Annotated in this window: 15 protein-coding genes; 9 read left to right on the top strand and 6 right to left on the bottom strand. The window is 69.5% G+C overall.

What is annotated here, in order from left to right; translation table 11 throughout:
- Positions 1–124: 124 nt before the first annotated feature.
- Both ygfZ and AC1RLW_RS04640 read left to right on the top strand, forming a co-directional pair.
- Positions 125–1,051: a CAF17-like 4Fe-4S cluster assembly/insertion protein YgfZ gene (gene ygfZ / locus AC1RLW_RS04645; RefSeq protein ID WP_493192334.1), complete on the top strand. Its 927-nt coding sequence runs from the start codon at positions 125–127 to the stop codon at positions 1,049–1,051.
- Between the two features lie 147 nt (positions 1,052–1,198).
- Positions 1,199–2,131: a hypothetical protein gene (locus AC1RLW_RS04640; protein ID WP_493193056.1), complete on the top strand. Its 933-nt coding sequence runs from the start codon at positions 1,199–1,201 to the stop codon at positions 2,129–2,131.
- Between the two features lie 10 nt (positions 2,132–2,141).
- Here the strand turns inward: AC1RLW_RS04640 and AC1RLW_RS04635 are convergent, their stop codons facing one another.
- From AC1RLW_RS04635 to AC1RLW_RS04625, 3 genes are read right to left on the bottom strand one after another with little or no spacing between them, the layout of a single operon-like run.
- The gene (locus tag AC1RLW_RS04635; protein WP_493192333.1) at positions 2,142–3,026 is read right to left on the bottom strand and encodes a YbgC/FadM family acyl-CoA thioesterase; all 885 of its coding nucleotides are present in this window, start codon (positions 3,024–3,026) and stop codon (positions 2,142–2,144) included.
- On the bottom strand, positions 3,023–3,937 hold the full coding sequence (locus AC1RLW_RS04630) for an alpha/beta hydrolase (protein WP_493193055.1): 915 nt from the start codon (positions 3,935–3,937) through the stop codon (positions 3,023–3,025). The genes AC1RLW_RS04635 and AC1RLW_RS04630 overlap by 4 nt, the downstream gene beginning before the upstream one ends.
- Before the next feature lie 50 nt (positions 3,938–3,987).
- Positions 3,988–4,860 (bottom strand): 2-keto-4-pentenoate hydratase, encoded by an 873-nt coding sequence (locus tag AC1RLW_RS04625; RefSeq protein ID WP_492696203.1) that lies wholly within the window; start codon positions 4,858–4,860, stop codon positions 3,988–3,990.
- A gap of 63 nt (positions 4,861–4,923) precedes the next feature.
- Here AC1RLW_RS04625 and gbd point away from each other — a divergent pair, with 63 nt between their 5' ends.
- The 7 genes from gbd to AC1RLW_RS04590 all read left to right on the top strand — a co-directional run bounded on the left by gbd (position 4,924) and on the right by AC1RLW_RS04590 (position 13,909).
- Entirely contained in the window at positions 4,924–6,060 is a 1,137-nt protein-coding gene (gbd, locus tag AC1RLW_RS04620; protein ID WP_095947634.1) for a 4-hydroxybutyrate dehydrogenase, read from the top strand.
- Positions 6,061–6,236: 176 nt separating this feature from the next.
- On the top strand, positions 6,237–8,579 hold the full coding sequence (locus tag AC1RLW_RS04615) for a type VI secretion system Vgr family protein (RefSeq protein WP_493192332.1): 2,343 nt from the start codon (positions 6,237–6,239) through the stop codon (positions 8,577–8,579).
- A 16-nt stretch (positions 8,580–8,595) separates the two neighbouring features.
- The gene (locus tag AC1RLW_RS04610; protein WP_493192331.1) at positions 8,596–9,033 is read left to right on the top strand and encodes a hypothetical protein; all 438 of its coding nucleotides are present in this window, start codon (positions 8,596–8,598) and stop codon (positions 9,031–9,033) included.
- Positions 9,034–9,039: 6 nt separating this feature from the next.
- Positions 9,040–11,697: a DUF2169 family type VI secretion system accessory protein gene (locus AC1RLW_RS04605; protein WP_493192330.1), complete on the top strand. Its 2,658-nt coding sequence runs from the start codon at positions 9,040–9,042 to the stop codon at positions 11,695–11,697.
- Entirely contained in the window at positions 11,694–12,818 is a 1,125-nt protein-coding gene (locus AC1RLW_RS04600; protein WP_493192329.1) for a pentapeptide repeat-containing protein, read from the top strand. The genes AC1RLW_RS04605 and AC1RLW_RS04600 overlap by 4 nt, the downstream gene beginning before the upstream one ends.
- A complete protein-coding gene (locus tag AC1RLW_RS04595; protein ID WP_493192328.1) occupies positions 12,815–13,501 on the top strand; it encodes a DUF3540 domain-containing protein in 687 nt (228 codons plus the stop codon). The genes AC1RLW_RS04600 and AC1RLW_RS04595 overlap by 4 nt, the downstream gene beginning before the upstream one ends.
- A 21-nt stretch (positions 13,502–13,522) precedes the next feature.
- Positions 13,523–13,909 (top strand): DUF4150 domain-containing protein, encoded by a 387-nt coding sequence (locus AC1RLW_RS04590; protein ID WP_056580973.1) that lies wholly within the window; start codon positions 13,523–13,525, stop codon positions 13,907–13,909.
- 15 nt (positions 13,910–13,924) lie between these two features.
- Here AC1RLW_RS04590 and AC1RLW_RS04585 read toward each other — a convergent pair whose 3' ends face one another.
- The 3 genes from AC1RLW_RS04585 to AC1RLW_RS04575 form a co-directional block, all read right to left on the bottom strand.
- A complete protein-coding gene (locus tag AC1RLW_RS04585; RefSeq protein ID WP_493193054.1) occupies positions 13,925–14,911 on the bottom strand; it encodes a tripartite tricarboxylate transporter substrate binding protein in 987 nt (328 codons plus the stop codon).
- Positions 14,912–15,006: 95 nt separating this feature from the next.
- Entirely contained in the window at positions 15,007–16,083 is a 1,077-nt protein-coding gene (locus AC1RLW_RS04580) for a phospholipase (protein ID WP_493192327.1), read from the bottom strand.
- Between the two features lie 40 nt (positions 16,084–16,123).
- On the bottom strand, positions 16,124–18,499 hold the full coding sequence (locus tag AC1RLW_RS04575) for a Tex family protein (protein WP_493192326.1): 2,376 nt from the start codon (positions 18,497–18,499) through the stop codon (positions 16,124–16,126).
- Between the last annotated feature and the right edge of the window lie 65 nt (positions 18,500–18,564).

The following is an 18,564-nucleotide window of genomic DNA, read 5'->3' as shown; positions in this document are numbered from 1 at the left end:
GACGGAGGAAGAAAAAGGGCTGGCAAGCAGATGGACACCGACCCGCGGGAACGGCCGGCCCCGTCGCTGCGACGGGGAATCCCTGCCGCCCCGAAGGAACAGGCACGGCCATGATAATTCAGCGATGACCACAGTCGTTCTCAACGGGGTGAGCACCCTGCCCCACCTCGGCGTGATCCGCGCCGAAGGCCCCGATGCCGCCAGCTTCCTGCACGGCCAGCTCACGCAGGATTTCTCGCTGCTCGGCGCCACCGAAGCCCGCTTGGCGGCGCTTTGCACGGCCAAGGGCCGCGTGATCGCCAGTTTCATCGGCATCCGCCCGCAACCCGAACTCATCCTGCTGGTGTGCAGCCGCGACATCCTGGCGGCCACGCTCAAGCGCCTGTCGATGTACGTGCTGCGCGCCAAGGTCAAGCTGACCGACGCCACCGAGCAGTTCGCGCTGCACGGCGTGGCCGGCACCGCCCTGACCGCCAACGGCCTCGACGCGGCCCTGCCGCCCGGTCGCAGCACGGCCATCGGCGAAGACATCAGCGTGGTCTCGCTGTACCCGGCCGACGGCGTGCCGCGCGCGCTGTGGATCGCGCCGGCCGACCAGAAGGCGCCCGTGGGCCCGACGCTCGACGCCGCCCTGTGGCCCTGGAGCGAGGTGCGCAGCGGCATCGTCACGCTGACCACGCCGGTGATCGAGGCCTTCGTGCCGCAGATGATCAACTACGAGTCGGTGGGCGGCGTGAACTTCAAGAAGGGCTGCTACCCCGGCCAGGAAATCGTGGCGCGCAGCCAGTTCCGCGGCACGCTCAAGCGCCGCACCTACCTCGCGCAGACCGACGCCCCGCTGGCCGCGGGCCAGGAGGTGTTCGCAGCCAACGACGCCGAACAGCCCGTGGGCACGGTGGCGCAGGCCGCGCCCGCGCCCGACGGCGGCTGGTCGGCGCTCATCTCCATCCAGATCGCCGCGCTCGAGGCCGGCGGCCTGCACGCGGGGGCGCCCGGCGGGCCGGCGCTGTCGGTCGAGCCGCTGCCCTATCCGCTGCTCGAAGACATCTGATTTCCCCTGCGTCCCTGCCTTCTTTCCGGGGGCGCTTGGCGCTGTCTCACCGACAGCGCCATTTTTTTTGCGCGACGCTTAACCCCGTTCGCGAGGCCCCGCCGTAGAAGCCTGCATCGATCCACTCCTGGCAAGGAAGCCACCATGATGCAGCGCAGACTTCTCCTCACCACCGTCCTGGCCCTGACCGCGCTGTCGGCGGGGGCGGAAAGCCCGATGCGGCCGTACCCCTCCGGTGCCAGCCGCATCGGCGGGCTGATGAACATCAGCATCGTCGACCGCACGAGCGGCGCCGAGCTGCCGATCTACCGCCACCGCGGTGAGTACTGGGTGGCCGGACGGCCCGGCGCGCGCTATGCGATCCGGGCGCGCAACGCGATGGGCGAACGCATCATGGCCGTGATGTCGGTGGATGGCGTCAACGTCGTCACCGGCGAAACCGCCGGCGTCGGCCAGAACGGCTACGTGTTCGGCCCGCGCGAGCGCAGCGACATCGCGGGCTGGCGCAAGAGCGATTCGCAGATCGCGGCCTTCGAATTCGCCGCCGCCGGCAATTCCTACGCGAGCCGCACCGGCCGCCCCGACGACGTGGGCGTGATCGGCGTCGCGATGTTCCGCGAACGCCGGCCGGAACCGCCGCCGCCGGTCGTGACGCCCTATCCGTCGCGCGACGAGTACAGCAACAGCAGCCGTGAGCGGCGCAGCGAGGCGCCGCCGGCACCGTCGTCGATGGGCGATGCGCGCGCCAAGGCGGCCCCGCCCGCCGGCAACGCCGGCAACGCCGGCAATGCCGACATGGCCGCCGAGTCGTCGGCCGGCGCCATGGCCCGCCAGTCGGCGCCCAGTCCGAGCCTGGGCACGGCCCACGGACGGCGCGAGACCTCGTACGTCGGCAAGACGACCTTCGAGCGCGCCAGCTCGCAGCCCGACGAGGTGATCCGCATCCGCTACGACAGCCGCGAGAACCTGGTCGCCGCGGGTGTCATCCCGGTGCCGCAGCGCTGGCCGCGCCCGTCGGGCCCGTCGCCATTCCCGGGCTCGGACCCCGGCTACGTGCCGGACCCGCCGGCCCGCTACTGATCGGGAGTGCTCAGCGCAGCGCGCGCCGCATCTCGATGTGCGCGATGCCGGCTTCCTCGAAAGGCTGGCCGTGCACCGCGTAGCCCAGCCGCGCATAGAAACGCTCGGCGCTGCGCTGCGCATTGAGCGCCACCTCGCGGTCGCCACGCGCGCGGGCCGCCTCTTCGAGCGCCAGCACCACGGCCGCGCCGTGGCCGCCGCTGCGCAAGGTGCGGTGCACCGCCATGCGGCCGATGTGCGAGACGCCGTCCTCGGCGGGCAGCAACCGGCCGGTGCCGATGACCTGGCCGAGCCGGTTGCGCGCCACCGCGTGCAGCACGACGGCGTCGTGCGCGTCCCACTCCAGCTCCTTGGGAATGTTCTGTTCCTCGATGAACACGGCGCGGCGCAGCGCGCTCGCGCCTTCGCCGAGCGTGGCCCAGTCGCCGGTCTCGACGGTGCGCATCGGCTCGCCGGCCTCGAAGGCCGTCAGCGTCTCGCGCAGGGCCGCGGGCACCGGCTTCGAGGTCTGCGTGGCCGGGTCGGCGAACACATAGACGAGCTCGCAGCCCACCAGGAACTCGTCCTGGCGGAACAGGCCGCCCTGGAAAATGATCGACGAGTTGCCGATGCGCGCGCACTTCATGCCCACGTCGATCACGTCGTCCATGCGGGCCGAGGCGCGGAAGTCGATGGTCGCCTTGCGCACGTACAGGTCGCCGCCCAGCGAGTGCATCGCCTCTTCGTACGGCAACGCCATCGCACGCCAGTAGTCGGCGATGGCGGTGTCGAAGTACATCAGGTAGTGCGCGTTGAAGACGATCTTCTGCATGTCCACCTCGGCCCAGCGCACGCGCAGGCGGTGGAAGTAGTGGAAGTCCTCGCGGCGGACCGGGGTGTTGTTGTTGTCGCTCATGGGTTCAATGCCTCTTTCAGTGCGCGGGCCGCGTCGTTCTGCGCCTGCAGCGCTTCGGGAATCGCGCGGCCCATCTTGATGAATTCGTGGATCACGCCACGGTAGATTTCCAGGTCGACCGCCACGCCCGCGGCGCGCAGCTTGTCGGCGTAGGCGATGCCTTCGTCCACCACCGGGTCGGCCTCGGCCAGCCCGATCCAGGCCGGCGCCACGTCGTCGACGTCGTCGGCCAGCAAGGGCGCAAAACGCCAGTCGTCGCGGTCGGCGGGCGTGTTCACGTACTGGGCGAAGAAAAAGTCGATCATGGCCTTGGTCAGCAACGGGCCGTCGACATGGCGTCGGTGCGACTCGGTGTCCTGGTGCGCGGCCATGCCGGGGTAGATGAGCAACTGCAGCGCCAGCGGCAGGCCGGCATCGCGCGCCAGGATGGCGCACACGGCCGCCAGCGTGCCGCCCGCGCTGTCGCCGCCCACTGCCAGGCGCGTGCCGTCGAGGCCCAGGCTGGCGCCCTGCGTGGCGATGAACTGGAAGGCGTCCCAGGCGTCGTTCGACGCGGTCGGGAACTTGTGCGCGGGCGCGAGCCGGTAGTCGACCGACACCACCGCGCAGCCGCTCTTGAGGCTCAGCACGCGGCACAGCGTGTCGTGCGTGCGGATGTTGCCGACCGTGAAGCCGCCACCGTGAAAGTACACGAGCACCGGCAGCACCTCGGCCGACGGCGCGTACAGCCGCGCGGGAATGGCGTGGCCGTCGCGCGCGGCGATGTGGAAGTCTTCGATGCGCGCCAGTTCGGGCTTGGGCACTTCGAGCACGCCCGCGCCCTTTTCGTACGAGGCCTTGGCTTCGTCGGGCGTGAGCTGGTCGAGCGGCGGATGGCCCGCGCGCGCCATGCGTTCGACCACGCTGGCCATCTTCGGGGTGAGTGCGGGTTGCGCGAGGCGGTTCGCTGTCGTGGTCGTGCTCACTTGAAAGACACCACCACCGGTTGCATGCGCGACAGCCCTTCGTAGCTCACCACCACCGTCTGCCCGGCCTTGGGCGGCAGCAGCGGCGAGAACGAGCCCAGGCTGATCAGGTCGCCCGGCTTCAGCGCGATGCCTTCCTTGGCCAGCGCGCCGGCCAGCCACACCACGGCATTGAGCGGGTGCTCGAGGATGTCCGATCCCTTGCCGGTCGCCAGCTCCTTGCCCTGCCCGTCCTTCATGACCACGCGCATGTCGCGCAGGCTTTCGAGCATCCAGGACTGGCCGTCGGCCGTCGCCGGCACATCGACCGGCAGCCCGCGCACGCCGAGCCGCGCACCGACGTTGATCGCCGCCACGCCCGGGCCGTTGAGCTTCGAGGGCGTCTGCACCGCGAGGTCGGGCAGCTCGATGAAGGGAATGAGCTGGTCGATGTTGGCCAGCACCTCGGCCGGCGTCTTCGCCTTGTGGATGTCGGCGCTCTTCACGCGCACCAGCATGTCGGCCTCGAACAGCGGCCGCGCGCCGAAGGCCGCATCGACCACCGCGCCGCTGTCCAGCAGCATGCGCTGGTAGAGCACGCCCCACACCGGCTGGTCGTAGTTGAAGCGCTTCTGCACCGCGGGGTTGGTCAGGCCCGCCTTGTAGCCGACCACCTCGCCCAGGTTGCGCGCATGCAGCACGTTGAGCTTGGCGCGCGTGCAGGCGGCGTCGGCTTCGCTGAGGTTCTCGATGTCGGCAGCGGGCGTGCGTGCCGCCTGCGCGGCGGCGAAGTCGGCCACCTGGGTGTCGCTGAGGCAGGCGGCCTGGACCGAGGCGGCCAGCAGCGCTGAGCCCAGTGCGACAGACGCAAGGGTTTTGTTGGTGGGCAAGAATGTCCCCTCTTGTTAGATTCGAACGGTCAGCAATCGTACTGCCCTCGGGCGTTCCCCCTCATGGCCCTCATCCAATACCTCACCCAGATCCAGTTCGAATTCGGCGCCATCAAGCTCCTGTCGAGCGAGTGCGCGCGCATCGGCATCAACCGCCCCCTGATCGTCACCGACGCCGGCGTGCGCGCGGCCGGCGTGCTGCAGAAGGCGCTCGACGCCATCGCCGATCTCGAGGTCTCGGTGTTCGACCAGACGCCCTCCAACCCGACCGAGGCCGCAGTGCGTGCCGCCGTCGAGCTGTACCGCAGCGGCCGCTGCGACGGCCTCATCGCCGTGGGCGGCGGCTCCGCCATCGATTGCGCCAAGGGCGTGGCCATCGCGGCCACGCACGACGGCCCGCTCAAGACCTACGCCACCATCGAAGGCGGCTCGCCCAAGATCACCGAGCGCGCGGTGCCGCTCATTGCCGTGCCCACCACCAGCGGCACCGGCAGCGAGGTGGCGCGCGGCGCCATCGTCATCGTCGACGACCACCGCAAGCTGGGCTTTCACAGCTGGTTCCTCATGCCCAAGGCCGCCATCTGCGACCCCGAGCTCACGCTCGGCCTGCCGCCGCGGCTCACGGCCGCCACCGGCATGGACGCCATCGCGCACTGCATGGAAACCTTCATGTCGGCCGCCTTCAACCCGCCGGCCGACGGCATCGGCCTCGACGGCCTGGAGCGCGCCTGGGGCCACATCGAGCGCGCGACGAAAGACGGCAGCGACCGCGAAGCGCGCCTGAACCTCATGAGCGCGTCGATGCAGGGCGCCATGGCCTTCCAGAAGGGCCTGGGCTGCGTGCACTCGCTGAGCCACAGCCTGGGCGGCGTCGATCCACGCCTGCACCACGGCACGCTCAACGCCCTCTTCCTGCCGGCGGTGATCCACTTCAATTCGGGCGCCGAGTCGGTGCAGAAGGAACAGCGCCTGCAGCGCATGGCGCAGGCCATGCACCTGGACTCGGCCGGCGACCTCGGCCACGCGATCCGCGACATGAACGCGCGCCTGGGCCTGCCCAAGGGCCTGGCCGAAGTGGGCGTGACGCCCGCGATGTTCGAACAGATCATCGACGGCGCCATGGCCGACCATTGCCACAAGACCAACCCGCGGCTGGCCACGCGCGACGACTACAAGGCGATGCTCGAAGCGTCGATGTAAAACCTTTGCGTCACTCCTGCTGCGCAGGCGTGCATTCGCTTTCACAAAAGGCCGTTTCGACGGCCTTTTTGCATGGGGCGCGTCATGGATGTGACACGCGGCGTTTTCATACTGGCTTGGCCCCATCTGCAGAGGCTTCGCATCCGTGAAAGCCCGAGGGGTCAGGGAAGTGTCGAATGCCGCGTACCGTCCAAGTCCATACCGTCCTGAGCGCCGAGCAGCTCAAGTTCCGCGCGATGCGGGGACATGAAGGACTCTCGCAACTCTTCGAGTTCGAGGTCGACATGGTCAGCACCAGCTTCAACCTCGACCTGAAGCGCCTGCTCGGCACCTCGCTCACGCTGGCCATTGTCGACGACGGCGCGCCGCGCTACCTCAACGGCACCGTGGTGCGCTTCGAGCTCGTCGGGCGCGCCAACGAGACCGGCCGCCACTACATCTACCGCGCGCTCGTGCAGCCGTGGCTGTGGTACCTCACGCGCACCACCGACTGCCGCATCTTCCAGAACCAGAGCGTGCCCGAGGTGCTCGACGCGGTGCTGGGCAAGTACGGCTTCCAGTTCGAGAAGCGCCTCACCGGCAGCTACCGCCCGTGGGAATACTGCGTGCAGTACCAGGAGAGCGACTTCGCCTTCGTGAGCCGCCTCATGGAGCACGAAGGCATCGCCTACCACTTCGAGCACAGCAACGGCTCGCACCTGCTGGTGCTGGCCGACGACACGGGCGGCTACCACCCGCTGCCGGGCCACGCCCGCATTCCCTACCGCCCGCGCGACCGCGTGGTGAATGCGCTGGAGCCCTGCATCGACCGCTGGCGCGTGGCCGAGCAGATCACCTCGGGCCGCGTGATGCTCGACGACTTCGACTTCAAGAAGTCGCGCGCCTCGCTGCAGAGCGTGCAGCAGGACCCCAAGGGCCACGACCACGCGACCTACGAAGTCTATGAATGGCTCGGCGGCTACAGCGAGCACCAGCAAGGCGACGCCTACGCGAAGATCCGCCTGCAGGAGCTGCAGTGCGCGCACGAGCTGGCCTCGGGCCACACCAACGTGGTGGGCATGGCGCCGGGCCACCTGTTCGAGATGACGCACTGCCCGCGCGAGGCCGACAACCGCGAGTACCTCGTCACCGGAACGCGCTACGACCTGCGCGAGCCCGAATACTCGACCGGCGGCAGCAGCGAATCGGTGTGCGAGTTCGACTTCACCGTGCTGCCCTCGGCCGTGCCCTACCGCCCCGCGCGCACCACGCCGCGCCCGCGCACCAACGGCCCGCAGACCGCCACCGTGGTCGGCCCCGAAGAGATCTGGACCGACCGCTTCGGCCGCGTGAAGCTGCAGTTCCGCTGGGACCGCTACGGCCAGTCGGACGAGAACAGCTCGTGCTGGGTGCGCGTGTCGAGCAACTGGGCCGGCGCCAACTACGGCACCATGCACATGCCGCGCGTGGGCCAGGAAGTGATCGTCGATTTCATCGGCGGCCAGCCCGACCGCCCCATCATCACCGGCCGCGTCTACAACAGCGACCAGATGCCGCCGTGGGAGCTGCCCGCCAACGCCACGGCCAGCGGCATCCTCACGCGCTCCAGCACCGGCGGCGCGGCCAACCAAGCCAACATGCTTCGCTTCGAAGACCGCGCGGGCGCCGAGCAGATCCTGCTGCACGCCGAGCGCAACCTCGACGTCGAAGTGGAAGCCAACGAGACCCACACCACCGACGGCACCCGCACCACCCTCATCAAGGGCCACGAGTCGGCCACCTACCAGGACGGCGAGACGCGCGACATCACCGCCGGTGCCACGGAAACCATCACCGGCGGCGACACACGCGACGTGACCGGCGGCTTCAGCGAAGCCGTGAGCGGCGGCGTGACGCAGCGCATCACGGGCGGCAAGACGCGCACGCTCAGCGGCGGACTGAACGACACCATCTCCGGCGGCGTGACGCTCGCCATCAGCGGCGGCTTCAACGGCACCATCGACGGCCAGGAAATCCGCTTCGTGAGCGCGGGCCGCAACGACACCATCAACACGTCGAACACCGTGCATGTGAACGGGCCGTCCAACACCACGGTGACCGGCCCCACGGTCCACACCTCGCCGGACGTGACCTTCAACACCACGAACCACATCCACAACACGACGCAGCACGTGATCAACACCAACGTCTACAACACGACGTCCAAGGTCTACAAGAACATCACGAACGACTACACGAACAACTCGAAGACCTACATCAACAACTACGCCAAGAGCAACGACTGGCGCTGGTACCGCGCGGGCGGCGTGGGTGCGCGTTTTTCGGCGGTCGGGCTGGCGCTCGACCTGTGGGGGCTGCGCCAGCAGAACTACATCCTCAACTCGCAGTTCTCGGGCATACGGCTCGACGTGGCGGTGTTCCGCTCGCAGAATTCGGCGACCGAGATCGAGGGAAAGATGCTCAAGGTCGCGAACATCGGCATGAAGATCGCCAGCGGCGGCCTGGCCTTCGCCGCCAAGGCGATGACCGTCAAGGTCTGAGCCGATCGCCCCATCGATGGCCATCTGGGAACAGGTCCTCTGGAGCGTCTTCGCCGTGATGATGGGCGGGGCGCTGCTGGCCGGCGTCGCGGTGGTCGTCACGGCCACGCGCGAGCAGCGCAAATACACGCAGGAGCGGCGCATCGGCGAGCGCCTGGGCCTTGCCGGCGTGGCCACGCACGGCGTGGTGGCGCAGGTGCGGCGCTCCGAGCACCAGCTCACCAGCCCGGGCAGCCACGGCCAGTGCATGGTCGCGCTCGAATTCACGCTGCAGATGCCGCCGTCGTCCCCGGTGCCGAGCGTGGTGCTGCGCACGCTGGTCGACGAACTGCTGCTGCCCCGCCTCGCGGTGCCGGGCGCGACCCTGCATCTGATCCAGGACCCGGCGCACCCCGACGTGGTGTCGGTCGACCGGCAGCGCATGCCGCTCGAAGTGGCACCTGCACGGAGCTGATCCCCCTTGAAAACCGTCAAGCCGCTGCGGCTGAGCGTCATCACGCGCCCCTTCCTGCGGGGCCACCAGCAACGCCTGGGTGTCACGCTGATGGGCATGGTGTCGATGGACGCCGCGCCCGTGCTGCTGCCCGAACCGGAGTTCTGGAAGATCGCCGCCGAAGAGCTCGGCCCCACGGGCGCCATCGACCTGGGCATTCCCAAACCCCACGCCGAGTTCCTGGCCACGGGCCACGCTTATACGCACCATCAGGACGACAAGACCGCCTGTGCCGTCGCGATGCGCGTGGGTGAGCTTTCGCGCCAGCTGCTGGTGTTCGGCGACCGCTTCTGGCTCGACGGCCGTTCCACCGCGCCGCAGCCCTTCGAATCGATGCGGTTCGACGCCACGCGCGCCTACGGCGGCCCCGGTTTTGCCGAGAACCCGCAGGGCATCGGCCACGCGCTCGAGACCGTCAACGGCCTGCAGGTGCAGCGCCTGCCGAACATCGAAGACCCGCAGCAGCGCATCGACCGGTCCGATCGCGAGACCGAGCCGGCCGGCTTCGGCCCGATCGACCTGACCCGACCCAGCCGCATGCGCCTGATCGGTCGGCAGTACGACGGCCACTGGCGCGAGCACCTGTTCCCCGGTTTTTCGGAGGACATGGACTGGCGCTTCTTCAACGCCGCGCCGCCGCAGCAACGCTGGTCTGCGCGCGACCACATCCCCGGCGGCACGCCCTTCGAGATCTGGCACATGCACCCCACGCAGCCGGTGCAGCGCGGGCGTTTGCCCGACTGGCGTGCGCGCGCCTTCATCGCGCGCCGAAGCGGGCGCAGCCGTGAACCCGAGCAATTCGACGAAGTGCCGATGCGCCTCACCACGGCGTGGTTCTTTCCGCACCGCGGCCAGGTCGCGCTGATCCACCACGGCGAGATCGACATCGTGGAAGACGACGCCGACGACGTGACCCATGTGATGCCGGCCATCGAAGCCGCGGGCGATGCACCGCGCCCGCTGGCGCACTACTTCGCCCTCCTCCAGCGCCGCTGCGATCCCGAGACCGGCGCGCTGCATGCCGCCCGCGACGACGAGCTGCTGCCCGCGCAGGCCATCGGCCCGTGGCTCGACACCCTGGACGACGGCGACGAATCCGCATTGGTGCGCAACATGCGCGAGCGCGGCGACCGGCTGCGCGCGGACCTGATGCAGCAGGCCCGCGAAGCCGGCCACGATCCGCGCCTGCTGCGCGAGCGGCCGCTGCCCGCGCCCTTTCGCAAGGCGCCGACGCTCGCCGAGCTGCCCGAGTTCGTCGAGCACACGCGGCGCTTCACGCAGGACCAACGCCAGGCGCTCGAAGAGGGCCGGCGCGAGCTCGAACGCGCGGGGCAACGCAATGCAGCCGAGTCGCGCCAGGTCGGTTTCGATTCCGCAGAGTTGGTCTCGAACATCGACCGCACCACGACCAAGGGGCCGCCCGCCTTCGATGCGCAGACCGTGCTGCAGGGCATGTTCGGCATCGCCGCCGCCACGGGCACGTCCGCGCTGCCGTCCGCGCAGCAGCGGGCCTTCGCGGACGTGGTCGAGAAAGGCCAGCGCGGGCTGATCGACATGTACCGGATGGGCGCGCAGCACCAGTCGCCGGCCGACGTGCTCGAAGGCGAACGCGCTGCCGAAGCACGCCGGCGCGTGCAGGAGGCGATGGCCACCACGCGCGACCTCTCGGAGATGGACCTCACCGGCGCCGACCTGTCGGGCATGGACCTGCGCGGTGCGCGCCTGCACCGCACCTTGCTCGAACACGCGAACCTCGAAGGCGCCCGGCTCGATGGCGCGGATGCCACCGAGGCCGTGCTCGTGCGTGCGCGCCTCACCCAGGCCTCGCTCGCGGGCTGCGTGCTGCACCGCGCGAACCTCAGCCTGGCGCACTGCGTCCACACCGTGCTCACCGGCGCGCAGCTGCACCACACCACGCTCGAGCAGACGCACTTCGATCATTGCGACTTCTCGCAAGCCTCGCTGGAGCACCTGACCGTGCTCGGCCTGCAGGTCGACCACTGCCGCTTCGATGCAGCGCATCTTTCCTACGTGACCTTCCTCGAACAGACCCGCCTGCAGGACTGCAGCTTTCGCAACGCCGTGCTCCACAAGGTCGGCCTGATCTCGTGCATCGCCGAGCGGCTCGACTTCAGCGAGGCCAAGCTCGAAGCCTGCGCCTGGGCCCACACGCCGGGCGACACCGGCATCGTCTTTCGCGGCGCCACCCTGCACACCACCTGCTTCGTCGGCACCAGCAGCCTGCGCACCATGGACTTCGAAGACGCGACCTTGGTGCAATGCGGCCTGCGCGAGATGCCGCTGGACGGCGCGCGCTTCGTGCGTGCCACGCTCGACACCTGCGACCTGTCGGCCTGCAGCCTCACGGGCGCGGACCTCAGTGGCTGCGATGCGCCCGAAAGCCTCTTCATCCGCGCCGACTTCACGCAGGCCTCGCTGCGCGGCGCCAACCTCATGCATGCCAGCCTGCAGAAAGCCCGCCTGGTCCGCACCGACCTGCGCGAGGCCAACCTGTTCCGCGCCGACGTCTCGCAAACCCTGATCGACAGCGTGACCGACACGCACGGCGCGCACCTCGAACAGGCCAAGACCCTCCCGCGCCGCGCCGCGGACCCGGTGCGATGACACCGGCCGAGCTGGCAGCGAAGATCCGCGGCGGCGACCACATCCAGGACCAGGACTTCCAGGGCATGGAATTTGGTGGCATGGACCTGCGCGGCGGCAGCTTCGGTGCCTGCGACTTCCGCCGCGCGAACCTGCATGCCGCGCAGCTCGCCGAATCGGTGTTCGACAGCTGCCGCTTCGACGACGCGGTGCTCGACACCGCCGATCTGCAGCACGCCGCCTTCCACCGCTGCGCCCTGCCCCGCGCGCAGCTGCGGTCTGCGGCGATGGCCCACGCCGTCTTCTCCGAGGCCGACCTGAGCGGCGTCGACATGAGCGCGGCGCAGGCGGGCCAGGCCACCTTCCACCAGAGCACGCTCGACGGCGCGGGCTTCGGGCGCGCGGACCTCACGAAGGCGGTGTTCGGCGAATGCCGCCTCGACGGCACGCGCTTCGACGACACGGCGCTGAACACCACCGTCTTCTACCGCGCGGCGCTGCGCGGCACGCACTTCAAGGGCGCGAGCTTCCACAACGTGATCTTCGGCGAGGCCGACCTCGCGGGGCAGGACTTCTCGGCGCAGTCGTTCCATCTGTGCCAGTTCATCGACGCCGACCTCACGGGTTGCAACTTCGCCGGCGCGCGCCTGAGCCAGTGCAACTTCAAGGGCGCGAAGCTCGAAGGCGCGGTGCTGTCGGGCGTGCAGGCGCCGCAATGCCTGTTCCCCGAAGCCGACCTGCGCCGGGTGGATGCGCGCGGCGGGCAGTTCGACCAGAGCCTGTGGGTGAGTGCCCGGCTCGACGACGCCGACCTGTCGGACGCGCGACTCGAACAGTGCGTGTTCCACCGCGCAAGCTGCCGCCGCACCGCGTTCGCCCGCAGCCACCTCGTGTACGCGGATTTCTCCTACGCCGACCTTGCCGATGCCGACCTGCGCGGCGCCACCTTCCACCGCACCCAGATGCACCGCGCGATCGAGACCGGCGTGCGCTGGAGCGACCGCCTCGGCGTGCTCGACAGCGACCCGGCGCTGTTCGAGGCCGAGCGCTTTTCCGCCGCCCGTGCGAGCCGCCCGCAACGCGCCGGCCGCGACACCTTCGGCCGGCCGTTGCCGCCCGATCCACAGGACACCCCGCCATGAACCAACGAGCCCTTCGCGAGTCTGCTTCGCCGCCGTCGGCGACGCCCGAGACCGAGATGCACGCACTGCTGCGCAAGCCGCTGCCTGCGGTCGCCGCACCGGCCTGGACCGGCAGCGCGCTCGGCACCGTCGTGCAATCGCTGCCCGACGGCCGCTTCGTCGTCGAGCCGCAGCCGGGCGGCGCGCCCTGGCACTGCCCGCGCGCCGCGAGCTGCCTGCTGCAGCCTGCCGCGGGCGACGTCGTGCTCGTGGCCGGGCCGCAACGCGACCAGCTGTTCCTGATCGCCGTCGTCACGCAGGCCGACCCCAGCCAGTCGCAGCTCGTGGCCGAGGGCGACCTCACGATCCGCTCGCGGCGCGGCGGCATCGCGCTGCAGGCCTCCGCATTCGCACTTCAGGCCGACAAGGCCACGGTGGACATCACCGACATGGCCTACCGCGGCGCCGAGGTGCGCGTGACCACGCTGGTCGCCCGCTTCGTGGGCCGCACGCTCGAGACCGTGCTCGACCGCCTGAGCCTGCTCACGCGTTCGAGCTTTCGCCTCACCGAAGAGGTCGAGCAGGTGCGCGCGGGCCAGATCGACATGCAGGCCTCGCAGAGCCTGCGACTGCACGCCAAGAACACCTTCGTCACCAGCCAGGCGCTGGTGAAGGTCGACGCCGAACAGATCCACATGGGTTGATACCGACAAGGAGCCAGAACCATGTTCGCCAACGCACAGATGATGGGAATGGACCTCGCGTTTCCCGATGTCTGCAAGACACCGCCCGCGCTGCCCGTGCCCTACCCCAACATCGCGCTCGGGCCCACGGCCCTGCCCAACGCCTGGAACATCCTGTACGGCGGCACGCCCGTGCACAACATGGCGACCACCACCCCGATCACCAACGGCGACAACGCCGGCGTGCTCATGGGCGTGGTGTCGCAGACGGTGATGGGGCCGTCGCGCCACATCACCGGCGCGTTCACGGTGCTGCTCAAGGGCACGCCCTGCACGCGCATGACCAGCCTGGCAGTGCAGAACCGCTGCAACATCGTGGGCATGCGCATCGTGCCCAGCCAGTTCAAGGTGCTGGTGCTGGCACCCTGAAACAGCGTGGGGCGCTCAGTCGAGCTTGACGCCCGCCGTGCGGATCACCTTGCCCCACTTGGTGGTCTCGGAGGCAATGAACGCGTCGAACTCCTCGGGCGTGCTGCCCGCCGGGAAGGTGCCCATGGCGTCGAGCTTGGCGCGCGTCTCGTCGCTCTTGATGATGCGCGCCACCTCCTCCGACATGCGCTTGACGATCTCGCGCGGCGTGCCCGCCGGCGCCAGCATGCCGGCCCAGGTGCTTCCGGTGAAACCCGCGAAGCCCTGCTCGATGAAGGTGGGCACGTCGGGCACGGCCGGCAGGCGCTTGTCGCCGGCCACGCCGATCAGCCGCACCTTGCCGGCCTTGCCCTGGTTGATGAGGCCCGTGGGCGCATCGAAGAACAGCTGGATCTGCCCGCCCATCAGGTCCGTCAGCGCGGGCACCGCGCCGCGGTACGGGATGTGGATCATGTAGGTCTGCGTGAGCGACTTCCACAGCTCGCTCGTGAGGTGCGCGGCCGAGCCGTTGCCCGAGGAGCCGAAGCTCACCTTGCCGGGGTGCTTGCGTGCGTAGTCGATGAGCTCGCGCGCGGTCTTGAACGGCGCGTCGTTGTTGACCGCCGCCAGCAGCGGCGACACCCCCATCAGCGACACGCCCACGAGGTCCTTGCGCGGGTCGTAGGGCAGCTTGGGGTACAGCGTGGTGTTGGCCGTGTAGGCCGCGATGACGACGCCGAAGGTGCTGCCGTCGGGCGCGGCCTTGGCCACGGCATCGACGCCGATCAGGCTGTTGGCGCCGGGCTTGTTGTCGATCACCACCGGCTGGCCCAGGCGTGTCTGCAGGCCCACCTGCACCAGCCGCGCCATCTGGTCGGTGAAGCCGCCCGGCGTATAGGGCACGACGATGCGGATCGGCTTGTTCGGCCAGGCGCTCTGCGCGAAAGACGGTGCGACCAGGCTGGCAGCGGCGGCCGCGGTGGCAAGGGAAAAACGGCGGCGGGAGAGCGTGGCGTGCGGCATGGTCGGGAACCCTTCGGATGGCATGGATCGGACCATTCTCGAAGCGCGCTCCTGCGCGGGCGCTCAGGGTTTGTCCCCGACGGGACAAGCTGGGTTCACAGCGGCAGGATGTCGCGCGAGCGCCCGTCGTCGCCGAGCCAGGCTTCGAACTCGTCCGACAGCCGCGTCGCCTCGCGCGTGGCCTGGCCCCAGGCCGCGATGCGGGCCTGCGCGTCGTTCGCGAAGCGGATGAAGTCCTTGCGGTCGGGCAGCTTGCCGTGCGGCAGCGTCTTCACCCATTCGGGATTCGGCGCCAGCACCACCATGCGATCGAGAAAGCGCGTCGACTTGTGGCGCCAGCGCAGCCCCTTGTCGAGCCAGCCCGGCACCACGGCCTGCTGAAAGTGCGGGTACAGCACGATGCCTTCGTCTGCCGGCTGGTAGTCCAGGTGCAGGTGGTAGTCGGTGATGCCGCCGTCCCAGTAGGCGCCGCGCGGCGCGCCCGGAATGTCGTGCACCGCCGCCAGCAGGAACGGAATGGAGCACGAGGCCTGCAGCACGCGATTGAAGTTGGCCTCGCTCAGCGCGTGCTGGCGCGTGCGGAAGTCGGTCGTGCCGAAGGGCAAGGCCGCGCCGGGCGTGGAGAACACGCAGCGCTCCAGCCAGGCGCCCAGGCTCTTGCGGTGCAGGCTGTTGCTCGCGAAGGCGCCCAGGTAGCCGACCGGCGTGCGCGCCCTGCCCTCGCGCCCCAGGATGTGACGCCCGCGCGAGGTCACCACATGCAGCCGGTAGCGCGCATGGCCCAGCACCTCGCCGATGCGTCCGCCGTAGAAGGTGTCGAGGCTTTCCGCGAAGCGTTCGCTGAGCTGGTGCGGGCTGAGCCGCTTCTGGCCCGGCGGTACCTCGAACTGCTGGCGCACGTAGTCGTGCTCGAAGCGCCCGAAGGCCGCCTCCGGGTCCGACAGGCAGGCCGTCGCCAGCCGCCACGCGCCGATCGACGCACCCACCAGGTCCACCGGCTGGCTCGACCGCGTGAGCCAGCGCCCGAAGATGAAGCGATCGAGCGGCCCGAGGATCAGCCCCTTGGGCCCGCCCGCCGCGCCGGGGACGGTGCGCACGTCCTGCGGGCGCAGGCCGTGCTGCTCGATGTGCTGGCGGGCCGCGGGGCCGGCGTAGATGCGCAGGGCTTTCATGCCGACGGTGATTGCAAGAAACGTGCGGTCCGCGGGTGGCTTACTTGCGCAACCCCTGCAACTTGGCAAACGCACTCGCCATCTGCCCCGCCGGCTGCGGCGAGTTGTCGCGTCGGCCTTGCTGCTGCTGGCCGCGCCCTGCCCCTTCGAAGCGGTTGTCGCGCGGGCCGTCGCGGCGTGCGGGCGCGGCGTCGAGCTTCATCGACAGGCCGATGCGCTTGCGGGCCACGTCGACTTCCATCACCTTGACCTTGACGATGTCGCCGGTCTTGACGACTTCGCGGGCGTCGTTGACGAACTTGTGGCTCAGCTGGCTCACGTGGACCAGGCCGTCCTGATGCACACCGAGGTCGACAAAGGCGCCGAACTGGGCGACGTTGCTCACGGTGCCCTCGAGGATCATGCCCTCGGTGAGGTCGGAGATGTCGTCCACGCCGTCGTTGAAGCGTGCCACCTTGAAGTCGGGGCGCGGGTCGCGGCCGGGCTTCTCGAGTTCGCCCAGGATGTCCTTGACCGTGATGACGCCGAACTTCTCGTTGGCGAACAGCTCGGGCTTGAGGGTCTTGAGCATGTCGGCGCGGCCCATCAGCTCGGCGATCGGCTTGCCGGTCTTGACGATGATCTGCTCGACCAGCGGGTACGTTTCAGGGTGCACGCCGGTGATGTCCAGCGGGTCGGCGCCGTCGCGGATGCGCAGGAAGCCGGCGCTCTGCTCGAAGGCCTTGGGGCCGAAGCCGGTCACGTCGAGCAACTGCTTGCGAGTGGAGAACGCACCGTTGGCCTCGCGCCAGCGCACCACGGCCTTGGCCACGCTGGCCGACAGGCCGGACACGCGGCTGAGCAGCGGCACGCTGGCGGTGTTCAGGTCGACGCCCACCGAGTTCACGCAGTCCTCGACCACGGCCTGCAGGGTGCGCGCGAGTTCGCTCTGGTTCACGTCGTGCTGGTACTGGCCCACGCCGATGCTCTTGGGGTCGATCTTCACGAGCTCGGCCAGCGGGTCCTGCAGGCGGCGCGCAATGGAGGCGGCGCCGCGCAGGCTCACGTCGACGTCGGGCATTTCCTGCGAGGCGAATTCGCTGGCGGAATACACGGAGGCGCCGGCTTCGCTGACCACGACCTTGTCGACGGTCATTTCGGGCGCACCGGCCTGCGCGGCCATCTTGGCCAGCAGCTTGATGAGGTCGCCGGCCAGCTTGTCGGTCTCGCGGCTGGCGGTGCCGTTGCCGATGGCGATCAGGTTCACGCCGTGCTTGGCGCACAGCTTGCCCAGGGTGTGCAGCGAGCCTTCCCAGTCCTTGCGCGGCTCGTGCGGGAACACGGTGGCGGTCTCGACCAGCTTGCCGGTGGAGTCGACCACGGCCACCTTCACGCCGGTGCGGATGCCGGGGTCCAGGCCCATCACGACGCGGCGGCCGGCGGGAGCGGCCAGCAGCAGGTCGCGCAGGTTGTCGGCGAACACCTTGATGGCGACCTTTTCGGCGTCTTCGCGCAGGCGGGTGAACAGGTCGCGCTCGGTCGACAGCGCCAGCTTCACGCGCCAGGTCCAGGCCACGCACTTGCGCAACAGGTCGTCGGCCGGGCGGCCGGCGTGGCTCCAGCCCAGGTGCAGCGCGATCTTGCCTTCGGCGATGCTGGGCTTGCCCGGCTCGGGCTCCACCGGCAGCACGAGCTTGGCGTCGAGCACCTCGAGCGCGCGGCCGCGGAACACGGCCAGGGCGCGGTGCGAAGGCACGCGGCCGATGGGTTCGTCGTAGTCGAAGTAGTCGCGGAACTTGGCGATGTCGGCGTTGTTCTCGTCCTTGCCGGCCATCAGGGTGGACTTGAGCAGGCCTTCGTTCCAGAGCCATTCGCGCAGGCGCTGCACCAGCACGGCGTCTTCGGCCCAGCGCTCGGACAGGATGTCGCGCACGCCGTCGAGCACGAGGGGCACCGTGGAGAAATCGGGGCCCGGCTTGCCGTCGTCCAGCGTGGTGGCGGGCTGCAGGAAGGCCTTGGCTTCGACGGCCGGGTCCAGCGTGGGGTCGGCCAGCAGCTTGTCGGCCAGCGGCTCGATGCCGAATTCGCGGGCGATCTGGCCCTTGGTGCGGCGCTTCTGCTTGAACGGCAGGTACAGGTCTTCGAGCTCCTGCTTGGTGGGCGCGAATTCGATCGCGGCGCGCAGCTCGGGGGTCAGCTTGCCCTGCTCGTCGATGGCCTTGAGCACCGCCACGCGGCGGTCTTCGAGTTCGCGCAGGTAAGACAGCCGGGCTTCCAGTTCGCGCAGCTGGATGTCGTCGAGGCCGCCCGTGACTTCCTTGCGATAGCGGGCAATGAACGGAACCGTGGCGCCTTCGTCGAGCAGTTCGACGGCGGCCTTCACCTGGTGCTCGCCGACCTTGATTTCAACGGCGAGCTGGCGAATGATTTTCTGCATGTCTTGAGCGCGTCCCTGGCAAAGCGCGGAAGTTTGCCATAGGCGACGAGGCCCCCCGCCGGGCA

This window comes from Variovorax sp. GW822-FHT04A09 (assembly GCF_058801005.1).
This window is presented reverse-complemented; position numbering and strand designations above follow the sequence as displayed.